The sequence below is a fragment of the Streptomyces sp. NPDC093546 genome (assembly GCF_044765045.1).
Classification (GTDB): Bacteria; Actinomycetota; Actinomycetes; order Streptomycetales; family Streptomycetaceae; genus Streptomyces.
The window spans coordinates 1-19,915 of sequence record NZ_JBIWJG010000007.1 but is presented as its reverse complement, the minus strand read 5'-3'; the positions used below and the strand labels follow the sequence as shown (position 1 = coordinate 19,915).

Sequence of the window (19,915 nt, the reverse complement as noted above, 5' to 3'; positions counted from 1 at the left end):
CAGTGGGTGTGCCGGCCGTAGGTGTGCTGGTCGCCGGTTTTCCGGCGCCCGGTCCCGTCGGCCTCGGCCTCCCTGTGCGATGGTGTCGTCCCGCTCTCTGTCGTCATCGACAGGCCCCGGAGTCCGCGCCCGAAGAGGCAGGAGGACCCGGTGGCCCCCGCAGCGGACGCCCACGTGCCCGGCACGGCAGACGCCGACCGCGTCGACACCGCCGACCGCGCCGCGATGCACCGCGCCCTCGCACTCGCCGCCCGCGGACTCGGCTCCACCAGCCCCAACCCCGTCGTCGGCTGCGTCATCCTCGACGCCTCCGGACACGAGGTCGGCGCCGGCTGGCACGAGCGCGCCGGCGGCCCGCACGCCGAGATCCACGCCCTGCGCCAGGCCGGCGTCCTCGCCCGCGGCGGCACCGCGTACGTCACCCTCGAACCCTGCAACCACACCGGCCGCACCGGCCCCTGCGCGCAGGCCCTCATCGAGGCCGGCATCGCCCGGGTCGTGTACGCGGTCGCCGACCCGAACCCCCAGGCCACCGGCGGCGCCGACACCCTGCGCGCCGCCGGGATCGAGGTCGTCCCCGGAGTCCTGGCCGCCGAGGCCGAGGCCGGGAACGCCGCCTGGCTCACCTCCGTACGCCTCGGCCGCCCCTACGTCCTGTGGAAGTACGCCGCCACCCTCGACGGCCGCATCGCCGCGCAGGACCGCACCAGCCGCTGGATCTCCTCCGCGGAGTCCCGCGCCGACGTCCACCGGCTGCGCGCCGAGGCCGACGCCGTCGTCGTCGGCGCCGGCACCGCCCGCGCGGACGACCCGCACCTCGCGGTACGCGGCATTGAGGGCGCCGTCCAGCCGCTGCGGGTCGTCGTCGACACCGAGGCCACCGCCGTCAAGCCCGGCGCCCGCGTCCTGGACGACGCCGCGCCGACCCTGATCGCGGTCGCCGAGGACGCCGAGACCCGCCTGCCCGAGGCCGTGCGGCTGCCCCGCTCGGCGGACGGCCGGGGGCTGTCCGTCCCGGCGCTGCTCGCCGCCCTGCACGACCGCGGCGTCCGCTCCGTACTCCTGGAAGGCGGCCCGACCCTCGCCGGGGCCTTCGTCGCCGCGGGGGCCCTCGACAAGGTCGTCGCCTACCTCGCCCCGGTCCTCCTCGGCGCGGGCCCGGCCGCCCTCGCCGACGCCGGGATCACCACCCTCACCGACGCGCTGCGGCTCGACGTCACCGAGACCGTCCGCATCGGCCCCGATCTTCGTATCACTGCCACCGTCGCATCGAAGGAGCGCTGAGCGTGTTCACCGGAATCGTCGAAGAGCTGGGTGAGGTCACCGCCGTCGAACGCCTCGGCGACGCCTCCCGCTTCCGTCTGCGCGGCCGCCTCGTCACCGAGGGCGCCAAGCACGGCGACTCGATCGCCGTCAACGGCGTCTGCCTCACCGTCGTGGACACCGCCGACGGCGAGTTCACCGCCGACGTGATGGCCGAGACGCTGAACCGCTCCAGCCTCGGCGCGCTGGGCCCCGGCTCCCGCGTCAACCTGGAACGCCCCATGGCGGTCGGCGACCGCCTCGGCGGCCACATCGTCCAGGGCCACGTCGACGGCACCGGCACCATCCTGGCGCGCACCCCCTCCGAGAACTGGGAGATCATCAAGATCTCCCTCCCGGCGGAGCTGAGCCGCTACGTCGTCGAGAAGGGCTCCATCACGGTCGACGGCGTCAGCCTCACGGTCGTCGACGCGGGCCCCGACTACTTCACGGTCAGCCTCATCCCGACCACCCTCGCCCTCACCACGCTCGGCCTCAAGGAGCCCGGCGACCCGGTGAACCTCGAGGTCGACGTGATCGCCAAGTACGTCGAGCGCATGCTCGGCGACCGCAGCCGGGAGGCAGCCCAGTGAACTGGCTCAACTCCGAGGCCTTCACCGCCTTCGGCCAGCACATCCTCTGGTCGGACATGCTCGGCAACACCATCGGCCTGATCGCCCTCGCGCTCGGCTGGCGCCGCTCCATCCTGACCTGGCCGGCGCAGTTCCTGTCCGGGGTCATCCTGATCGCCGCCTACGCCTCCGCCCAGCTCAGCGGCGGTGTGGGCAAGCAGCTCCTGGTCATCGGCGTCGCCCTGTGGGGATGGCGGCAGTGGCACCAGGGCAGGCAGCAGGCACAGGACGGCTCCATCGCCGTCCGGTTCGCCTCCTGGAAGGAGCGCGGGCTGCTGCTGGCCGGCGCCGTCCTCGGCACCCTCGCCGTGGGTGGGCTGTTCACCCTGTACCCGACACTCTCCTGGAGCCCCTGGGCCGACGCGTACATCTTCGTCGGCACGCTCGTCGCGATGGTGGCCCAGGCCCGTGGCCTGGTGGAGTTCTGGTTCGCCTGGCTCCTCGTCGACCTGGTCGGCGTCCCCCTCGCGTTCAGCAGCGGCCTCGCCTTCTCCGGCCTGGTGTACGTGATCTACTTCGCCCTCGTCATCTGGGGCATGCGCGACTGGTGGCTTCGGACGCGCACTCCCGCCCTGGAAGGAGCACCCGCATGACCGCCCTCAGCATCTGGGACGCCACCGACCTCGCCCTCGACCCCGTCGAGCAGGCCATCCGTGACATCGCCGCCGGCCGCCCCGTCGTGGTCGTCGACGACGAGGACCGGGAGAACGAGGGCGACCTCGTCATCGCCGCCGAGAAGGCCACCCCCGAGATCGTCGCCTTCATGATGAGCGAGTGCCGCGGCCTTATCTGTGCCCCCATGGAGGCCGACGAGCTCGACCGGCTCCAGCTGCCGCAGATGGTCACCGACAACACCGAGTCGATGAAGACGGCCTTCACCGTCTCCGTCGACGCGGCCCCCGTCCACGGCGTCACCACCGGCATCTCCGCCGCCGACCGCGCCACCACCCTCCAGCTGCTGGCGGCCGGCACCTCCGAGCCGTCGGACTTCGTCCGCCCCGGCCACATCTTCCCGCTGCGCGCCCGGCCCGGCGGCGTCCTCGTCCGCAACGGCCACACCGAGGCCGCCGTCGACCTCGCCCGCCTCGCCGGGCTGCGCCCGGCCGGCGCGATCGTCGAGATCGCCGGCGAGGACGGCGTGATGCTGCGCCTGCCCGAGCTGGTGCCCTTCGCCCGCAAGCACGGCCTGACGATCATCTCCATCGAGGACCTGATCGCCTACCGCCGCAGCAACGAGCCCACCGTCCGCCGCGAGGCCGAGGTCCGCCTCCCGACGGCGTACGGCGACTTCACCGCGTACGGCTACCGCTCCACCGTCGACGGCGTGGAGCACGTCGCGCTCGTCCACGGCGAGGTCGGCGACGGCGACGACGTCCTCGTACGCCTCCACTCCGAGTGCCTGACCGGCGACATCTTCCACTCGCAGCGCTGCGACTGCGGCCCCCAGCTCGAGGAGTCCATGCGCCGCGTCACCGAGGCCGGCCGCGGCGTCGTCGTCTACCTGCGCGGCCACGAGGGCCGCGGCATCGGCCTGCTGTCCAAGCTGCGCGCGTACGAACTCCAGGAGCGCGGCCACGACACCCTCGACGCCAACCTGGAGCTCGGCCTGCCCGCCGACGCCCGCGACTACGCCGCCGGCGCGCAGATGCTCGCCGACCTCGGCGTACGCAGCCTGCGCCTGATGACCAACAACCCCGACAAGATGACCGCGCTCGTCCGGCACGGACTCACGGTCAACGGCCGCGAGCCCATGCCCGTCCAGGCCGGCGAGCACAACCTGCGCTACCTGCGGACCAAGCGCGACCGGATGGGCCACGACCTGCCCTGGCTCGACGCCGCCGCCGGCGCGTCCCCCTGCAACAACCAGTAACCCCGAGAACGAAGCACGAGGAGAGTACGCACGTGAGCGGCAAGGGTGCACCCGAACTGAGCGTGAAGAACTGCGGCGACCTCCGCGTCGCCGTGGTCGCGGCCCAGTGGCACGAGAAGATCATGGACGGCCTCGTCAACGGTGCCCTGCGCGCCCTGCACGAGCTCGGCATCGACGAGCCGACCCTGCTCCGGGTCCCCGGCAGCTTCGAGCTCCCCGTCGTCGCCAAGGTCCTCGCCGGCCGCGGCTACGACGCGGTCGTCGCGCTCGGCGTCGTCATCCGCGGCGGCACCCCCCACTTCGAGTACGTCTGCCAGGGCGTCACCCAGGGGCTCGTCCAGGTCTCCGTCGACACCGGCGTTCCCGTCGGCTTCGGCGTGCTGACCTGCGACACCGAGGAGCAGGCCCTCGACCGCGCCGGTCTGGAGGGATCCAACGAGGACAAGGGCCACGAGGCCGTCACCGCCGCCGTCGCCACCGCCGCCACACTGCGTACGGTGAGCGAACCCTGGCGCTGAGCGCGCCCACCCGTCGCCCACCACCACCCCATCAACGGAGGCGCTACGCGCCCGCCTTTTGGCACCCCGTACTCTTAGGACCATCATGGCGAACAAAACCTTCGAAGAGCTCTTCGCCGAGCTGGAGCTCAAGGCCAAGACCGGCGACCCCGCCTCCTCCCGCACCGCCGAGCTGGTGGACAAGGGCGTGCATGCCATCGGCAAGAAGGTCGTCGAGGAGGCCGCCGAGGTCTGGATGGCCGCCGAGTACGAGAGCAAGGACGCCGCCGCCGAGGAGATCTCGCAGCTGCTGTACCACGTCCAGGTGATGATGGTCGCGCGCGGGATCTCCCTCGACGACGTCTACGCCCACCTCTGAGCCGCTCCTCTTTCAACGAGAACCTCCTTTTCACAGTTAGGAAGCCCACCCCATGCTGCGCATCGCCGTCCCCAACAAGGGTTCACTGTCCGGACCTGCGTCGGCGATGCTCCATGAGGCCGGCTACCAGCAGCGCAAGGAGTCCAAAGAGCTGGTGCTGGTGGACCCGGAGAACGAGGTCGAGTTCTTCTACCTCCGCCCCCGCGACATCGCCATCTACGTCAGCTCCGGCAAGCTCGACATCGGCATCACCGGCCGCGACCTGCTGCTGGACTCCGGCGCCAACGCCGAGGAGATCCTCCAGCTCGGCTTCGCCCGCTCCACCTTCCGGTACGCCACGAAGCCCGGCACCGCGAGCGGCCCCGCCGACTTCGGCGGCATGACGATCGCGACCTCCTACGAGGGCATCGTCGCCAAGCACCTCGCGGACCAGGGCATCGACGCCTCCGTCGTCCACCTCGACGGCGCGGTCGAGACCGCCATCGAGCTCGGCGTCGCCCAGGTCATCGCGGACGTCGTCGAGACCGGCACCTCCCTGCGCAACGCGGGCCTGGAGGTCATCGGCGAGCCGATCCTGAAGTCCGAGGCGGTCGTCATCCGCCGCACCGGCGCCCCGGCCGACGACCCGAAGGTGCAGCAGTTCCTGCGCCGCCTCCAGGGGGTCCTGGTCGCCCGCAGTTACGTGATGATGGACTACGACTGCCGCGTCGAGCACCTGGAGCAGGCCGTCGCCCTCACCCCGGGCCTGGAGTCGCCGACCGTATCCCCGCTGCACCACGAGGGCTGGGTCGCCGTGCGCGCCATGGTCCCCGCCCGGGAGGCGCAGCGGATCATGGACGACCTGTACGCCCTCGGCGCGCGGGCGATCCTGACGACCGAGATCCACGCCTGCCGCCTCTGAGACGGCTCCCTGAGAACGGCCCCCATGAGAACGGCGCCCATGTCCGACACCCAGATCCCCGCGCTCCCGGTCACGTTCCGGCCCCTCCGCACAAGAGTGGTGCTCCTGTCCGTGGGCGCGGTGATGTTCGCCGTCATCACGGCGGTCGCCCTCATGCTGGAGCGGCTCAACGCCGGTGAGCGCGCGAGCTTCGTCTTCGTCGCGGCCCTCTTCTTCGCCGTCCTGGCCCTGCTGAGCCGCCCGAAGGTCGTCGCCGACGAGTCCGGCGTCACCGTCGTCAATCTCACCCGCACCCGCCGCCTGGAGTGGGCGGAGATCCTGCGCGTGAACCTCCGCGAGGGCGACCCCTGGGTCTTCCTCGACCTCAGCGACGGCACCAGCCTGCCCGCGCTCGGCATCCAGCCGGGCATCGGCAAGCAGCAGGCCATCCGCGACGCGCGCGCCCTGCGGGCCCTGGCCGAGAGCCGGGGCACGTCGGCGGAGCGCTGACCTGGACGAATCGGTCGCCCGCGGGGCGTATGTCCCTCGTACGGGCGCCGACCCCCTGCCCCACCCGGCCCTGGCGTGTTTACTCTTGTGGCGGTGGCGCCGAGTGCGCCACCGCCTCGCGCATACGGCGGCAGCAGCAGCACCTTTCCGCCGGCGGGGCACCTGCGACCCGAGGAGTGACTCCCTCCAGCAATGGACGGATCGTCCGGTAGTACCTGCGCCGCCCCCTTCGAAGAGGCGGCGGCATGATCATCCCCCTTCTGCTGCTCGCCGCGGCATTCCTTCTGATCCTCGCCAACGGCTTCTTCGTGGCCGCCGAGTTCGGCCTGGTCACGGTGGAGCGGGCGGACGCCGAGCGCGCCGCCGCCGAGGGCGACCGGCGGGCCCGTACCGTCGTCCGGGCGCTGCGGGAGCTGTCGTTCCAGCTCTCCGGCACCCAGCTCGGCATCACCATCACCTCACTCGTCGTCGGCATGCTCGCCGAGCCCGCGCTCGCGCAGCTCCTCGACGGGCCGCTCACCGCGACCGGGCTGCCCCAGGGGGCCGTCTCCGGCGTCGCGGTGGTGATCGGCATGCTGGGCGCGTCCGCCGTCCAGATGGTGATCGGCGAGCTCGTACCCAAGAACTGGGCGGTCTCCCGCCCGCTGCAGGTGGCGCGGTTCGTCGCCGGCCCGCAGCACGCCTTCTCCACCCTCTTCCGGCCGGTCATCGCGCTGCTCAACGCCGTCGCCAACCGGCTGGTACGGCTCCTGGGCGTCGAGCCCACCGAGGAGCTCGCCTCCGCCCGCACGCCCGGCGAGCTGGTCTCGCTCGCCCGGCACTCGGCGCGGGCCGGCGCCCTCGAACAGGACACCGCCGACCTCTTCGTCCGGACGCTCGCCCTCGGCGGGCTGACCGCGCAGCACCTGATGACGCCGCGCGTGAAGGTCAGCGCCCTGCGCTCCGACGCCACCGCCGCGGACGTCGTCAACCTCACCCGCGCGACCGGTCTGTCGCGGTTCCCGGTCTACCGGGACCGCATCGACGAGGTCATCGGCATGGTGCACCTCAAGGACGCGCTCGCCGTGCCCGCCGCCCAGCGGCTGCGCACCCCGGTGGCCGACGTGGCCCTGCCGCCCCTCCTCGTCCCCGAGACGCTGCCCGTCCAGGCACTCCTGGAGCAGCTGCGCAGCGAGCAGCCGATAGCCGTCGTCGTGGACGAGTACGGCGGCACGGCCGGGGTCGTCACCCTGGAGGACATCGTCGAGGAGCTCGTCGGCGAGGTCCGCGACGAGCACGACGCCGAGGGCGACGACCTGCCCGAGCTCGTCTCCGTCCCCGCCGAGGACGGCCACCCCGCCTGGGAGGCCGACGGCAGCTGCCGCGTCCACACGCTCAAGCGGATAGGCCTCGACGTCCCCGACGGGCCGTACGAGACCGTCGCCGGGCTCGTCGCCGACCTGCTCGGCCGCATCCCGGCCCCCGGCGACCGCGCCGAACTGCCCGGCTGGCGCCTGGCCGTCCGCCAGGTCGACCGCTACCGCGCCGAGCGCGTCCGGCTCGTCCGCACCGCCGACCTGGCCCACGCCGTGGAGGCGGCCCGATGAGCGTGCTCCAACTCCTGTTCGCGGGCCTGCTGGTCCTCGCGAACGGCTTCTTCGTCGGCGCCGAGTTCGCCCTCGTGTCCGTGCGCCGCAGCCAGATCGAACCCCTCGCCGCCGCGTCCACGCGGGCCCGCCAGGTGCTGTACGGCCTGGAGAACCTGCCGCAGATGATGGCCGCCGCGCAGTTCGGCATCACCATCTGCTCGCTCACCCTGGGCGCCGTCGCCGAGCCGACCGTGGCGCACCTGCTGGAGCCCGTGTTCCACGCCGTGCACCTGCCCGAGGGACTGATCCATCCCCTCGGCTACGTCATCGCGCTCGCCGTCGTCGTCTTCCTCCACCTCGTCATCGGCGAGATGCTCCCGAAGAATCTGGCCATGGCCGCGCCCGAGCGGACCGCGCTGTGGCTCAGCCCGGGGCTGGTCGGCTTCGCCCGGCTGTGCCGCCCGGTGACGGCGGCGCTCGGGGCGTGCTCCCGGCTCGTCCTGAAGGCCTTCGGCGTCGAGCCCAAGGACGAGGTCGAGGCCGTGTTCACCAGCGCCGAACTCGGACGGCTCGTCGAGGACTCCCGCCAGGCCGGGCTGCTCGACCCGGCCGAGCAGGAGCGCCTGGAGGACGCGCTGGAGCTGGGCAGCCGCCCCGTCTCCGACGTCCTCATCCCGCGTACGTCCCTGGTGACGGTCACCCCGTCGGTCACCCCGGCGCAGGTCGAGGCGCTGACGGTCCGGACCGGGTACTCCCGCTTCCCCGTGCGCGCGGAAGGCGGCGGCGGGGTCTTCATGGGGTTCGTGCACGTCAAGGACGTGCTGGACCTGGAGGACGCCGACAAGGCCGTACCGCAGCGTGTGTGGCGGCCGATGGCCACCCTGCGGGCCGAGCTGCCGCTCGACGACGCCCTCACGGTGATGCGCCGCGCGGCCACGCACCTCGCGCAGGTCGCGGACGCGTCCGGACGGGTCCTCGGGCTGGTGGCGCTGGAGGACGTGCTGGAGATGCTGGTCGGCGAGGTACGCGACCCCGCGCACCGCGCGCCGGCGCCCGCGCCCGCGGCAGTGGAGCCGGCGGCCGACGCGTTCACCGGGGCCGTCCGCGGCTCCGAGGCCGTCGGGCCGCGCCCGGCCGCTGCGGAGGGCGTGCTCGCCGCGCAGTAGCGGGGCCGGTCCGGGTGCCGGCCCGGTAACCCGGCTCAGTAACCCGGCGGCTCCTGCGGGCCGCGGTCCACCGGACCGCGGCCCGACAGCACCTCGCCGTACGCCTGCATCAGGTCCGGCAGCCGCAGCGTGGCCAGGTCCTCGCGGCCGGGCGTCCCGGTGTAGCCCGACAACCGCAGATCGCGGTACGCGCACGACTTCTCGTACAGCGTGCGCAGGAACCGGCCGTTGCCCAGCTCGTCGATCCAGCCCTGCTCCACCACGTGCGCGCTGATCGAGCGCAGCTCCTCCAGCGCCTCCTCGTCCCACGCGTCGCCGTTCGCCGCGGCCAGCACCTCGCCGATCGCGGTCAGTTCGAGCGGCCGGTACGACGGGAAGTCCACGCGCGTCGTGAACCGCGACGACAGGCCGGGGTTGGTGGCCAGGAGCCGGTCCATGCCCTCGGGGTAGCCGGCCAGGATCACCACCAGGTGGTCGCGGTTGTCCTCGGCGCGCTTGAGCAGCACCTGGAGCGCTTCGTCGCCGTACGCGTCGCCCTTGCTGTAGCCGGAGTTGGAGAGGGCGTACGCCTCGTCGACGAAGAGCACCCCGCCGAGGGCGGAGTCGATCAGCTCGTTGGCCTTCACCGCCGTCTGGCCCAGGAACTCACCCACCAGGTCCGCGCGTTGCGCCTCCACCAGGTGGTCGCCGCCGAGCAGCCCCAGCGCGTAGAAGACCCGCCCGAGGATCCGGGCCACGGTGGTCTTCCCGGTACCGGAGGGACCCGAGAACACAAAGTGACGTTTCGGCGGCTGGACCGGAAGCCCCTGCGCCGCGCGCAGCCTGGCCATCTCCAGCTGCGCCGACAGTGCCTTCACCTGCCGCTTCACCGGCTCCAGGCCCACCATCCGCTCCAGCTCGGCGAGCGCCTCGGCGAGCAGCGCCGGGTCGGTCGGACTCGCCGGGAACGGCGGCGACTTCGGCCGGCCGGGGCCCGCCGCCTTCTCCCGTACGCCGTGGACGGGGGGTACCGCCCCGCCCCGCGGCGGCTGGGACGGCGGCGAGGACGGCGGGGGCGGGGCCTGAGGCCCTTGCGGTGTCTGAGGCGGCGCGTCCACGCCGCCCTCGGGCAGGTCCCCGGAGTCCCGGCCGTCGAGGACGCCGTCCTGCCCGGCCCCGGCCCCCGTACCGGCCAGCGACACCGCCGCGAGACCGGCCGCCGCGGCCGCCGCTTCGTCCGAGCCGTCGAACCCGTCGTACTCGGCGATCGCGGCCAGCCGCGCCGCGGTGTCCATGAACGCCGGATCCACCCGGTGTACGGCCCGGTACAGCGGGAGCGCGGCGGCGGTGCGCCCGGTGCCCTCATGGGCCCGCGCCAGCCAGTAACGCAGCTCCTTGCGCTGCGGCTGCTCGCTGCGGCAGCGCATCAGCGCGGCGGACAGCATCGGCTCGGCCTGCCCGTACATCTCCAGCCTGACCCGGGCCATGCCGCCGAACAGGCCGGCCTCGATGCCGAGCAGCGGATCGTCGACGAGCGGCTCGGTGTGGCGTACGAGCTGGTCCCAGTCCTTGACCAGGTAGGCCCGGCAGGCGTGCAGGAACCGCACCTGCGGATCGGTGTCGACGGGCGGGAGCCCCGCCAGCGCCCGGTCCAGCTCCGGCACATGGCGGCCGTCCAGCCAGTGCGAGGCGTGCGCGAGCAGCAGGTCGCGCGGGCTCTCCAACACCGGCTGCACCCACCAGCCCAGCCAGTACCAGGAGTTGAGCTTGCGGCGGTGGCGGGCGCGCTGCTCGCCGAAGCGGTCGCGGTTGCGGTACATGCGCAGCAGCGCCGTGGTCGTGTCCACTCTCAGCGCGTGCAGCCCGAGCCAGCCGTCGGCCATGCCGGGATCGATCCGCACCGCGGTGCGGAACTCCTCCTCCGCCTGCGGATACGCGCCCATGGTGTAGGCGTCCACGCCGCGCAGCCAGGCGAGGTCGGCCGGGGCGAGCGCGCCGCCCTGCGTGCCGAAGTCCATCAGGTCCCCCACAAACCGTGCCCTCGTACCTCCTCCCGCCGGGCGTCGCCGCCCGCGGAAGCCTGCCCAATCGCCCTCTTGTGAACGGGATCTGCCGCACCGAGGTGCACCGAGGTGTACCGAGAGGCATCGTACCTGCGCACTGCGTGTGCGACGAAGGGCGCCGAGAGGGTCCGAGGGCGGTGGCGAACGGCTTCGGACGCCCGCCGACCACAGTGACCGACGGTGAGCGGCGGCGGCCCGAGCGGCGGCGGGGGAGGGGGTGGAGGGCAGAACGAAGCCCCCGATCACGGGGGAACAACCGGGGGCTTCGCGTCTGCGGCGGCTCCGGAAAGCCGCACATTGAGAACGTAAGACCAGTACGCCCCGTCGGTCAAGCGAAGTTGAGGCACTCTCGGAGGCTGAATTCCGACTGCTCGGTACGGTGGCCGAAGTCAGTCACACTCAGTGACGACGTGGTTCTGACCGGCTGTCCCGGCAGGCCCTGGCAGCCACTCGTATCCCTCTGGACACTCCCGTACCAGGGTGTCGGCGTAGGGACGGGACGGGTCCGCTTCGAAATGGCGTGTCTCCGCCACTGTCCATCCGTCCCAGAACGCGGACTGCGCCGGTCCGTCCCGGTGACGGCCCCGCGCCCACGACTCGGCGGCCCCGCGCTCCATCCAGAGCAGCCGTGCCAGAGAGGGGCGCAGGTCACGGCGGCCCGCGCCCACGCCCTCGATCAGGGCAACGGGGGCGGGCGGCAGCTCCCGGGCCGGACCGGCGAAGCGGCGCGAAATCCAGTCGTACGAGTGAAAGCGCGCCACCTCGCCGCGGTGCAGCGGATCGAGAACCTGGGCCCGGAAACGGTCCGTCCACGCGAACAGCTCGTCGTGGCTGGCGATGTCGTCCAGATGGAGGACCGGAGCGCCGCCGAGGGCCGCCGCGAGCCGCTCCGCGAACGTGGACTTGCCCGAGCCGGCGTGGCCGTCGACCGCGATGAGACGCACCGGCCCGCAGGAGGGCGGCAGCCCTGCCAGTTCGCCGGCCAGGCGGCGGAGGTCGAGGCGGCGGGGCTGGTCCATGCGGCCACCCTACAAAGCCCCGATCGAAGCCGGTCGGCCGCTCCCCGGCGCCGTTGCTGGTGGATCCGGCCCCGACGTCGGATAGTGGGCGCACCTGTCGTGCACTTGTCGCCCCATCCGTACAGCTGTCCGTACATCCCGACTGGGGGTCACCGCCATGACCAGCTCCACGCCGCCCTCCACGCCACCGTCCACACCGCCCTCCGCATCGGCGGGCGCGGCGCGCAGAACCGTGCTGGCCGCCGCCCTCGCCGCCGCGGGCTCCGCGGCGGCGTCCGCCGCCCCGGCGGTCGCTTCGCCCACCGCCCCCACCACCTCCGCAGCCCCGGCCGCGACGCCCGCCGGCCTCGTCGACAACCGCTTCTGGGCCTCGTACACCGACTGGCGCTCCGGCGACCACGCCGGCACCCGCCCGGTCGCCACACGCCGGCCCGCCCTGGTGATCGGCGCCCCCGCCGGGCGTACCGACCACACCGACCCGCACACCGGCAGCACGTCCGAGTGGGAGTACGCCACCTGGACCTCGCCCCGCCACACCTCCACCGTCCCGGCCACCGAGCTCATCGCCTCCTGGAACGCCGACACCCCGCCCGGCACCTGGATCGCCGTGGAACTGCGCGGCCGGTACGCGGACGGCACCGAGACCCCCTGGTATGTGATGGGCCGCTGGGCGGCGGGTGACACGGACATCCGCCGCACCTCGGTCGACGGGCAGGGCGACGGCCGGAGCACCGTCTTCACCGACACCGTCGCCGTCGACGACGCCGCGAGCGGCGTGCGCCTGGTCGCGTACCGGCTGCGGCTCACCCTCCACCGCCGGCCGGGCAGCGGGCTCACGCCCACGGTGTGGCGGCTCGGCGTGATGGCGTCGGACATCCCGGACCGCTTCACCGTCCCGGCCTCCGAGCCCGGTCCCGCCCGTGAGCTGGTGGTGCCGCGCTACTCCCAGCACACGCACATCGGGCAGTACCCGGAGTACGGGGGCGGTGGCGAGGCCTGGTGCAGCCCCACCTCCTCGCAGATGGTCATCGAGTACTGGGGCCGCCGGCCCACGGCGGCCCAGCTCGCCTGGGTGAACCCCGCCTTCGGGGACCCGCAGGTCTGCCACGCGGCCCGCCACACCTACGACCACCAGTACGACGGCTGCGGCAACTGGCCCTTCAACGCCGCCTACGCCGCCACGTACGACGACCTGAACGCCGTCGTCACGCGGCTGCGGTCGCTGACCGAGCTGGAGACCCTGATCCGGGCCGGCATCCCGGCCATCACCTCGCAGTCCTTCCTCAAGGAGGAGCTGACCGGAGCCGGTTACGGCACGGCGGGCCACCTGATGACGGTGATCGGCTTCACGGACGACGGCGACGTGATCGCCAACGACCCCGCGTCACCGTCGAACGCGGCCGTCCGCCGCGTCTACCGGCGCCGGGAGTGGGAGAACATCTGGCTCCGGACGAAGCGCTACAACGCCGCCGGGAAAGTGGCGTCCGGCACAGGGGGCGTCTGCTACCTGTACTGGCCCGCCCACCCCACGGCCGCGCAGCGCAGGGCATTGGAGGCGGTCGGCGTCCGCTGAGCGGCACCGGGACGGCGCCAGGCGGCCCCGGGGCGTGATGAACGTCTCTACCCCGGGGCCCGCCCGCGCTGGCACTGTGGATGGGCGCCGTGGCGTCGTCCACGGAAGGCCCCGCCCGACCACACCGCACACCGCCCGGAGACCCCCATGACCGCTGCCGCCGCTGCCGCCCCCCGCGTCCGTACCGGAGGGCCGAAGGACGACGGCCCCGAGCTGCTCGAGCACATCCTGGGCTGGGTGCTCGTCGTCGTGTTCGCCATGCTCGTCACCCGCGTCGGCCTCTTCTGAGCCCCGCCCGCGGCCCCCGCCGGTGACCCCGTGACGGGAGACCGCTGATCGGGCATACTCAACGCGCCACAGCCGCTGGCCAGCTCATTTCCGTGATCCGGGAGGGCAGCATCGGCGAGGCAGTGAGATCGGCGGTGCCGCCCACCCTAGTCGCGTGCGTCCGCCGTAGCGCCCGACAGGGAGGAGAGCGCCGCAATGTCCGACCGCGCCCCGCAGCCGGTGGAACGTCAGCTGCCCACCGAGGAGTCCAGGGATCTCATCGCCCTGGTACGCGACATCGCGCAGCGGGAGATCGCTCCCCGCGCGGCCGAGGAGGAGGACGCCGGCCGCTTCCCCCGGGAGATCTTCACCCTGCTCTCCGAAGCGGGCCTGCTCGGCCTGCCGTACGGCTCCGACTTCGGCGGCGGTGACCAGCCGTACGAGGTCTACCTCCAGGTCCTCGAAGAGCTCGCCGCCGCCCGCCTCACCGTCGGCCTCGGCGTCAGCGTCCACTCGCTCTCCTGCCACGGTCTGGCCGCGTACGGCACCAAGGAGCAGCGGACCGAGCACCTGCCCGCCATGCTCGGCGGCGGTCTGCTGGGCGCGTACTGCCTCTCCGAGCCGTCCTCCGGCTCGGACGCGGCCTCGCTGCGCACCAGGGCCGTCCGGGACGGCGACGACTGGGTCATCAGCGGCACCAAGGCCTGGATCACCCACGGCGGCGTCGCCGACTTCTACACGGTCATGGCCCGTACGGGCGGCGAGGGCGCGCGCGGCATCACCGCGTTCCTGGTGCCCGGCGACGCCGAGGGCCTCAGCGCCGCGGCGCCCGAGAAGAAGATGGGCCTGAAGGGCTCGCCCACCGCCCAGCTGCACTTCGACGGCGTCCGCGTCCCGGACGCGCGCCGCATCGGCGACGAGGGCCAGGGCTTCGCCATCGCCCTGTCCGCGCTGGACTCCGGCCGCCTCGGCATCGCGGCCTGCGCCATCGGCGTCGCCCAGGCGGCGCTGGAGGAGGCCGCCGCGTACGCCACGCAGCGGCAGCAGTTCGGCCACCCCATCGCGGACTTCCAGGGCCTGCGGTTCATGCTCGCCGACATGGCCACCCAGATCGCGGCGGGCCGCTCCCTGTACCTCGCCGCGGCCCGGCTGCGCGACGCGGGCCGCCCCTTCTCGCGCGAGGCGGCGATGGCGAAGCTGTTCTGCACGGACGCGGCGATGCGCGTCACCACCGACGCGGTCCAGGTGCTCGGCGGGTACGGCTACACCGCCGACTTCCCGGTGGAGCGCTACCTGCGGGAGGCGAAGGTGCTCCAGATCGTCGAGGGCACCAACCAGATCCAGCGCATGGTCGTCGCCCGGCACCTGCTGGGCCCCGAGTCCCGCTGACGGCACCCAGCGCGGCACGGACGGGCGTGGCCCCCCGTACCGAACCGGGCAGCAATTCGCCCGGTCCCGCACCACGCCGGTGCGGGACCGGGCGACGCCGATCGTCATGGAGCGTCTGGCGCGCGCCTCAGGCGGCCCGCCGCATCTGCGGCACCTGGGGCGCCTGCTGCGCCTCCGCCCTGCGCGGCACCTTGATCGGACGCGAGCCGGGGCCGCCCACGTGCGAGAAGGGCTGCGTCCGCCAGTCGAGCCCCTGAGGGAGCGTCAACAGCAGTCCGGTGTCCTGCTCCTGGAGGTCCAGCGACTCGTCGGCGGGGCGCGCCTCCGAGGCGGGCCGTCCGGTGCCGGAACACACCGACAGCACGAACGGGTTCCACGGTGTGGGGCACAGCGCGTGCTCGGGCAGCACGTCCTCGTCCGCCAGCAGCGCGATGGGCTGTGCGCAGTCCGGGCAGATGACCCGGACCATCTCGTACGTGTCATAGGGGTCGAGCTCGTCCGTCTCGACCGAATCAACAGGCTCCTGCATGGAGAATCTCCCCCTCGGGTGGGCCGACCAGGCTCATGCGGCCTCGACCACAGCAAGCAATTCCCTTCCGGTCCACCGAATAACCATCCGGTTACGGATGACTCGGGCCCCAAACCTGTGGTGTTGGTCACATGCCGCTCGCAGGTGCCCCTCTGACGTGCCTCCGACTGTGCCGTAGGGCACCCGGGGCAATAGGTTGACCGCATGGAGGAGCTGGATCGTCAGATCGTCGAGTTGCTCGTCAAAGACGGGCGCATGAGCTACACCGACCTGGGCAAGGCCACGGGCCTGTCCACTTCGGCGGTGCATCAGCGCGTACGCCGTCTCGAGCAGCGCGGAGTCATCCGCGGCTACGCCGCGGTCGTCGACCCCGAAGCGGTCGGCCTGCCGCTGACGGCGTTCATCTCGGTGAAACCGTTCGACCCCAGCGCCCCCGACGACATCGCGGACCGGCTCGCCGACATCCCCGAGATCGAGGCCTGCCACAGCGTCGCCGGCGACGAGAACTACATCCTGAAGGTGCGCGTGGCGACCCCGCTGGAGCTGGAGCACCTCCTCACCCGGATCCGCTCCCAGTCGGGCGTCTCCACCCGGACGACGGTGGTCCTGTCCACCCCGTACGAGGCCCGGCCGCCGCGCGTCTGAACACGTATCTAGGCTGGTCACCATGACCGAGACCGCACACCGCACCGTGCTCCTGCGCGGTGGAGAAGTCCACAGCCCCGCCGATCCCTTCGCCACCGCGATGGTCGTGGAGCGCGGCCATGTCGCGTGGGTGGGCTCGGAGGGAGCGGCGGACGCCTTCGCCTCGGGTGTGGACGAGGTGATCGACCTCGAAGGCGCCCTGGTGACCCCCGCCTTCACCGACGCCCACGTGCACACCACGGCCACCGGCCTCGCCCTCACCGGCCTCGACCTGTCCGGCGCCCGTACGCTCGCCGAGGCCCTGGAGCTCGTACGGGCGCACAGCGCCGCGCGCCCCGGCGACCGGATCCTCCTCGGGCACGGCTGGGACGCCTCCCGCTGGCCCGAACAGCGCCCCCCGTCCCGTACGGAGCTCGACGAGGCCACCGGAGGACGCCCGCTGTACCTGCCGCGGATCGACGTCCACTCGGCGGTCGTCACCAGCGCCCTGCTCGACCTGGTGCCCGGCGTGACCGGCCTGACCGGCTACCACCCCGAGCGGCCGCTCACCGCCGCCGCCCACCACGCGGTGCGCGCGGCCGCGCACGCCGCTGTCACGCCGGGCCAGCGCGCCGAGGCCCAGCGCGCCACCCTGCGCCGGGCCGCCTCGCTCGGCATCGGCACCCTCCACGAGTGCGGCGGCCCCGAGATCTCCGACGAGGACGACTTCACCGCCCTGCTGGCCCTCGCCGCCGACGAGCCCGGGCCCCGCGTCGTCGGCTACTGGGCCGACACCGACGTGAAGCGGGCGCGGGCCCTCGGTGCCCTCGGCGCGGCCGGCGACCTCTTCGTGGACGGCTCCCTCGGCTCCCACACCGCCTGCCTCCACGAGGCGTACGCCGACGCCGACCACACCGGTACGGCCCACCTCGACGCGTCCGCCGTCGCCGCCCACGTCACCGCCTGCACCGAGGAGGGCCTCCAGGCCGGCTTCCACGCCATCGGGGACGCCGCCGTCGGCGCGGTCGTCGAGGGCGTACGGACGGCCGCCGAGACCCTCGGCCTGGCCCGCGTGCGCGCCGCGCGCCACCGCGTCGAGCACGCCGAGATGCTCACCCCCGAGACCATCGCCGCCTTCGCCGAGCTCGGCCTCACCGCCTCCGTGCAGCCCGCGTTCGACGCGGCCTGGGGCGGCGAGGACGGCATGTACGCCCAGCGGCTCGGCGCCGAGCGGGCACGCACGCTGAACCCGTACGCCGCCCTCCTGCGCGCCGGGGTGCCGCTCGCCTTCGGGTCCGACAGCCCGGTGACCCCGCTGGACCCGTGGGGCACCGTCCGCGCCGCCGCCTTCCACCGCACGCCGGAGCACCGGATCTCCGTACGGGCCGCCTTCACCGCCCACACGCGCGGCGGGTGGCGGGCGATCGGCCGGGACGACGCCGGTGTGCTCGTCCCGGGCGCCCCGGCCGACTACGCGGTCTGGCGCACCGGCGACCTGGTCGTCCAGGCGCCCGACGACCGGGTCGCCCGCTGGTCCACCGACCCGCGCTCCGGGACGCCGGGCCTGCCCGATCTCACGCCGGGGCTGGAGCTCCCCGTCTGCCTGCGCACGGTCGTCGCGGGGCGGACCGTCTTCGTGCGACCGAACGAGTGAGATAGGGACATTTCGTACAGGATTCGCGCCCGGCGGGGGTCCTCCGCGACCTGCGGATCTTCGTCGCTGACCTGGCCGTACGGCCAAGAGCCGCAGGTCGCAGGGGTGTTGACAGCGAACGGTCGGCGGCCGGTAGGTTCGGCCGGGTCCACCACAGGGCGTCCGAGCGACGTCCGTCCGGCCGGCGGGGAACGAGGATTCTTCCGGCCGGTGGTCCCTGCTCCCACGGAGCGGGGGAGGAGGGTGCGACCCGGGTGGGGCCCGGACGTTCAGTAGACAACGGCTCTCGGTCGACCCGCAGCCAGCGGGCCCCAGGTCGGCCCGAAGGACGCCGGGCCCCGGTCCGCGGACCCCTGCGACGCCGCTGGTCGCTATGGTGGAGCCCAGCGTACGGACGTAAGGGGCAGCAGTGAACGACGGTGGTCAGAGTCGCCAGAGTGGCCGGACCGGTCAGAGGCGATACGGTCCGCTCGGCAAGGCCCTGGTGATCATCCCCACCTACAACGAGGCCGAGAACATCAAGCCGATCGTGACCAGGGTGCGGGCCGCCGTGCCCGACGCCCACGTCCTGGTCGCCGACGACAACAGCCCGGACGGCACCGGCAAGCTCGCCGACGAGCTGGCCGCCGAGGACGACCACGTCCACGTCCTGCACCGCAAGGGCAAGGAAGGGCTGGGCGCGGCCTACCTGGCGGGGTTCCGGTGGGGCATCGAGCACGGCTACGGCGTGCTCGTCGAGATGGACGCCGACGGCTCCCACCAGCCCGAGGAGCTGCCGCGCCTGCTGACCGCCCTCAAGGGCGCCGACCTGGTGCTGGGCTCCCGCTGGGTCCCCGGCGGCCGGGTGGTCAACTGGCCCAAGTCCCGCGAGTTCCTCTCCCGCGGCGGCAGCACCTACTCGCGCCTCCTGCTGGACGTCCCCATCCGCGACGTCACCGGCGGCTTCCGGGCCTTCCGCAAGGAGACCCTGGAGGGCCTCGGCCTCGACGACGTGGCGTCCCAGGGCTACTGCTTCCAGGTCGACCTCGCCCGCCGCGCGGTCGCCGCCGGGTACCACGTCGTCGAGGTCCCGATCACCTTCGTCGAGCGCGAGCACGGCGACTCCAAGATGAGCCGGGACATCGTGGTCGAGGCGCTGTGGCGCGTCACCGCCTGGGGCATCGGCTCCCGCGCCGACCGCATCATGGGCCGCAAGCGCTCCTGAGCGCCGCCGCTCGTCCTCCTGGCCACCCCTTTACGTCGCCCTGGCGCGGTCTTGGGCACACTGGGGGGCATGATGACCGGCTCACCGCCCCCTCCTGCCCGTAAGCGCTCACGCGCCCGCACGCTCGTCCCTCTCGCCGTCGCCGCCTGGCTGGTGGTGGAGATCTGGCTGCTGACCCTCGTGGGCGGCGCCGCCGGCGGGCTCACCGTGTTCGCCCTGCTGGTCGGGGCCGGGATCCTCGGCGCCGCGGTGGTCAAGCGGGCGGGCCGGCGGGCCTTCCGGACGCTCACCGAGACGCTCCAGCAGCAGCAGACGGGCGCGGGTCCCGCCCCGGACCGGGGGAGCACCGGAAACGGCTTCCTGATGCTCGGTGGCCTGCTGCTGATGCTGCCCGGGCTGCTGTCGGACGTGGCCGGCCTGCTCCTGCTGCTGCCGCCGGTCCGTGCCATGGCGGGGCGTTACGCGGACCGGGCGCTGGACCGGCGGATGCGCGCGATGGTGCCCGGTTCCCTGAACGACGCCTTCCAGCAGGCCCGTATGCACCGGCCGGACGGCAAGGTCGTGCAGGGCGAGGTCATCCGCCCCGACGCACCGGGACAGAGGCCGGGCCCGAACGGCGACGAGGGCCCCCGCCCGCCGCTGACGCCCTGACCCGTCCTCCGCGTACCGCGCGCATAGCGGGCCGTACGACGCCAAGAGCCGCGGGGGGGGGGGGGGGGGGGGGGGGGGCGGGCCCCCCGCCCCGGCCGGGGGGGGGGGGGGGGGGGGGGGGGGGGCGCCAGCGGGGAAGGGCGCGGGGAGGGGGGGCAC

General features: G+C 73.4%; 20 protein-coding genes. 17 read left to right on the top strand and 3 right to left on the bottom strand.

Translation table 11 applies throughout. The annotated features are described in order from the left end of the window. Window positions 1-225: 225 nt before the first annotated feature. The 10 genes from ribD to ACIRNI_RS17115 all read left to right on the top strand — a co-directional run bounded on the left by ribD (window position 226) and on the right by ACIRNI_RS17115 (window position 8,804). Window positions 226-1,284: a bifunctional diaminohydroxyphosphoribosylaminopyrimidine deaminase/5-amino-6-(5-phosphoribosylamino)uracil reductase RibD gene (gene ribD, locus ACIRNI_RS17160; RefSeq protein ID WP_403552529.1), complete on the top strand. Its 1,059-nt coding sequence runs from the start codon at window positions 226-228 to the stop codon at window positions 1,282-1,284. 2 nt (window positions 1,285-1,286) lie between these two features. Beyond that, a complete protein-coding gene (locus ACIRNI_RS17155) occupies window positions 1,287-1,895 on the top strand; it encodes a riboflavin synthase (RefSeq protein WP_403552232.1) in 609 nt (202 codons plus the stop codon). After that, on the top strand, window positions 1,892-2,527 hold the full coding sequence (locus tag ACIRNI_RS17150; RefSeq protein ID WP_403552231.1) for a nicotinamide riboside transporter PnuC: 636 nt from the start codon (window positions 1,892-1,894) through the stop codon (window positions 2,525-2,527). The genes ACIRNI_RS17155 and ACIRNI_RS17150 overlap by 4 nt, the downstream gene beginning before the upstream one ends. Further along, window positions 2,524-3,804: a bifunctional 3,4-dihydroxy-2-butanone-4-phosphate synthase/GTP cyclohydrolase II gene (locus ACIRNI_RS17145; protein ID WP_403552230.1), complete on the top strand. Its 1,281-nt coding sequence runs from the start codon at window positions 2,524-2,526 to the stop codon at window positions 3,802-3,804. Before ACIRNI_RS17150 ends, ACIRNI_RS17145 begins: the two co-directional genes overlap by 4 nt. A gap of 32 nt (window positions 3,805-3,836) precedes the next feature. Next, a complete protein-coding gene (gene ribH, locus ACIRNI_RS17140) occupies window positions 3,837-4,322 on the top strand; it encodes a 6,7-dimethyl-8-ribityllumazine synthase (RefSeq protein WP_361429192.1) in 486 nt (161 codons plus the stop codon). Window positions 4,323-4,407: 85 nt separating this feature from the next. Next, window positions 4,408-4,680 carry a phosphoribosyl-ATP diphosphatase gene (locus ACIRNI_RS17135; RefSeq protein WP_403552229.1) on the top strand — a complete coding sequence of 91 codons (273 nt, stop codon included), beginning with the start codon at window positions 4,408-4,410 and terminating at the stop codon, window positions 4,678-4,680. A gap of 52 nt (window positions 4,681-4,732) precedes the next feature. Then, on the top strand, window positions 4,733-5,581 hold the full coding sequence (gene hisG / locus ACIRNI_RS17130; RefSeq protein WP_403552228.1) for an ATP phosphoribosyltransferase: 849 nt from the start codon (window positions 4,733-4,735) through the stop codon (window positions 5,579-5,581). A 39-nt stretch (window positions 5,582-5,620) separates the two neighbouring features. Next, a complete protein-coding gene (locus ACIRNI_RS17125) occupies window positions 5,621-6,070 on the top strand; it encodes a PH domain-containing protein (protein WP_355367290.1) in 450 nt (149 codons plus the stop codon). Window positions 6,071-6,315: 245 nt separating this feature from the next. Next, entirely contained in the window at window positions 6,316-7,656 is a 1,341-nt protein-coding gene (locus ACIRNI_RS17120; RefSeq protein ID WP_403552227.1) for a hemolysin family protein, read from the top strand. After that, entirely contained in the window at window positions 7,653-8,804 is a 1,152-nt protein-coding gene (locus ACIRNI_RS17115) for a hemolysin family protein (protein WP_403552226.1), read from the top strand. The genes ACIRNI_RS17120 and ACIRNI_RS17115 overlap by 4 nt, the downstream gene beginning before the upstream one ends. A 35-nt stretch (window positions 8,805-8,839) precedes the next feature. Here ACIRNI_RS17115 and ACIRNI_RS17110 read toward each other — a convergent pair whose 3' ends face one another. Continuing rightward, window positions 8,840-10,801: an AAA family ATPase gene (locus tag ACIRNI_RS17110; RefSeq protein WP_403552225.1), complete on the bottom strand. Its 1,962-nt coding sequence runs from the start codon at window positions 10,799-10,801 to the stop codon at window positions 8,840-8,842. A 434-nt stretch (window positions 10,802-11,235) separates the two neighbouring features. Next, window positions 11,236-11,865, bottom strand: coding sequence for a uridine kinase (locus ACIRNI_RS17105; protein ID WP_403552224.1), 630 nt, complete (start codon window positions 11,863-11,865; stop codon window positions 11,236-11,238). Between the two features lie 157 nt (window positions 11,866-12,022). On the opposite strand from ACIRNI_RS17105, the gene ACIRNI_RS17100 reads away from it, so the two are divergent. The 3 genes from ACIRNI_RS17100 to ACIRNI_RS17090 all read left to right on the top strand — a co-directional run bounded on the left by ACIRNI_RS17100 (window position 12,023) and on the right by ACIRNI_RS17090 (window position 15,094). Further along, complete coding sequence (locus tag ACIRNI_RS17100; protein WP_403552223.1) at window positions 12,023-13,438, top strand: C39 family peptidase; 1,416 nt, start codon at window positions 12,023-12,025, stop codon at window positions 13,436-13,438. A gap of 147 nt (window positions 13,439-13,585) precedes the next feature. Then, window positions 13,586-13,726, top strand: coding sequence for an SCO1431 family membrane protein (locus ACIRNI_RS17095; protein ID WP_355367307.1), 141 nt, complete (start codon window positions 13,586-13,588; stop codon window positions 13,724-13,726). Between the two features lie 195 nt (window positions 13,727-13,921). Beyond that, window positions 13,922-15,094 (top strand): acyl-CoA dehydrogenase family protein, encoded by a 1,173-nt coding sequence (locus tag ACIRNI_RS17090; RefSeq protein WP_403552222.1) that lies wholly within the window; start codon window positions 13,922-13,924, stop codon window positions 15,092-15,094. 127 nt (window positions 15,095-15,221) lie between these two features. Here the strand turns inward: ACIRNI_RS17090 and ACIRNI_RS17085 are convergent, their stop codons facing one another. Beyond that, window positions 15,222-15,623 (bottom strand): hypothetical protein, encoded by a 402-nt coding sequence (locus ACIRNI_RS17085; RefSeq protein ID WP_355367315.1) that lies wholly within the window; start codon window positions 15,621-15,623, stop codon window positions 15,222-15,224. Between the two features lie 204 nt (window positions 15,624-15,827). On the opposite strand from ACIRNI_RS17085, the gene ACIRNI_RS17080 reads away from it, so the two are divergent. The 4 genes from ACIRNI_RS17080 (at window position 15,828) to fxsA (ending at window position 19,756) form a co-directional block, all read left to right on the top strand. After that, window positions 15,828-16,268: an Lrp/AsnC family transcriptional regulator gene (locus ACIRNI_RS17080; protein WP_236239047.1), complete on the top strand. Its 441-nt coding sequence runs from the start codon at window positions 15,828-15,830 to the stop codon at window positions 16,266-16,268. A 22-nt stretch (window positions 16,269-16,290) separates the two neighbouring features. Continuing rightward, complete coding sequence (locus ACIRNI_RS17075; protein WP_403552221.1) at window positions 16,291-17,901, top strand: amidohydrolase; 1,611 nt, start codon at window positions 16,291-16,293, stop codon at window positions 17,899-17,901. Window positions 17,902-18,310: 409 nt separating this feature from the next. After that, on the top strand, window positions 18,311-19,105 hold the full coding sequence (locus ACIRNI_RS17070) for a polyprenol monophosphomannose synthase (RefSeq protein WP_403552220.1): 795 nt from the start codon (window positions 18,311-18,313) through the stop codon (window positions 19,103-19,105). A 69-nt stretch (window positions 19,106-19,174) separates the two neighbouring features. Continuing rightward, window positions 19,175-19,756, top strand: coding sequence for an FxsA family membrane protein (fxsA, locus tag ACIRNI_RS17065; protein WP_403552219.1), 582 nt, complete (start codon window positions 19,175-19,177; stop codon window positions 19,754-19,756). Window positions 19,757-19,915: the final 159 nt, after the last annotated feature.

What these genes read in the sequence shown, in the direction of transcription:
- ACIRNI_RS17110 (WP_403552225.1), bottom strand. Translation starts at nt 10,801, where the DNA reads ATGGACTTCGGCACGCAGGGCGGCGCGCTCGCCCCGGCCGACCTCGCC.
- ACIRNI_RS17105 (WP_403552224.1), bottom strand. Translation starts at nt 11,865, where the DNA reads ATGGACCAGCCCCGCCGCCTCGACCTCCGCCGCCTGGCCGGCGAACTG.
- ACIRNI_RS17145 (WP_403552230.1), top strand. Translation starts at nt 2,524, where the DNA reads ATGACCGCCCTCAGCATCTGGGACGCCACCGACCTCGCCCTCGACCCC.
- ACIRNI_RS17125 (WP_355367290.1), top strand. Translation starts at nt 5,621, where the DNA reads ATGTCCGACACCCAGATCCCCGCGCTCCCGGTCACGTTCCGGCCCCTC.
- ACIRNI_RS17095 (WP_355367307.1), top strand. Translation starts at nt 13,586, where the DNA reads ATGACCGCTGCCGCCGCTGCCGCCCCCCGCGTCCGTACCGGAGGGCCG.
- ACIRNI_RS17085 (WP_355367315.1), bottom strand. Translation starts at nt 15,623, where the DNA reads ATGCAGGAGCCTGTTGATTCGGTCGAGACGGACGAGCTCGACCCCTAT.
- ribD (WP_403552529.1), top strand. Translation starts at nt 226, where the DNA reads ATGCACCGCGCCCTCGCACTCGCCGCCCGCGGACTCGGCTCCACCAGC.
- ACIRNI_RS17075 (WP_403552221.1), top strand. Translation starts at nt 16,291, where the DNA reads ATGACCGAGACCGCACACCGCACCGTGCTCCTGCGCGGTGGAGAAGTC.
- ACIRNI_RS17080 (WP_236239047.1), top strand. Translation starts at nt 15,828, where the DNA reads ATGGAGGAGCTGGATCGTCAGATCGTCGAGTTGCTCGTCAAAGACGGG.
- ACIRNI_RS17135 (WP_403552229.1), top strand. Translation starts at nt 4,408, where the DNA reads ATGGCGAACAAAACCTTCGAAGAGCTCTTCGCCGAGCTGGAGCTCAAG.
- ACIRNI_RS17115 (WP_403552226.1), top strand. Translation starts at nt 7,653, where the DNA reads ATGAGCGTGCTCCAACTCCTGTTCGCGGGCCTGCTGGTCCTCGCGAAC.
- fxsA (WP_403552219.1), top strand. Translation starts at nt 19,175, where the DNA reads ATGATGACCGGCTCACCGCCCCCTCCTGCCCGTAAGCGCTCACGCGCC.
- ACIRNI_RS17100 (WP_403552223.1), top strand. Translation starts at nt 12,023, where the DNA reads ATGACCAGCTCCACGCCGCCCTCCACGCCACCGTCCACACCGCCCTCC.
- ACIRNI_RS17120 (WP_403552227.1), top strand. Translation starts at nt 6,316, where the DNA reads ATGATCATCCCCCTTCTGCTGCTCGCCGCGGCATTCCTTCTGATCCTC.
- hisG (WP_403552228.1), top strand. Translation starts at nt 4,733, where the DNA reads ATGCTGCGCATCGCCGTCCCCAACAAGGGTTCACTGTCCGGACCTGCG.
- ACIRNI_RS17090 (WP_403552222.1), top strand. Translation starts at nt 13,922, where the DNA reads ATGTCCGACCGCGCCCCGCAGCCGGTGGAACGTCAGCTGCCCACCGAG.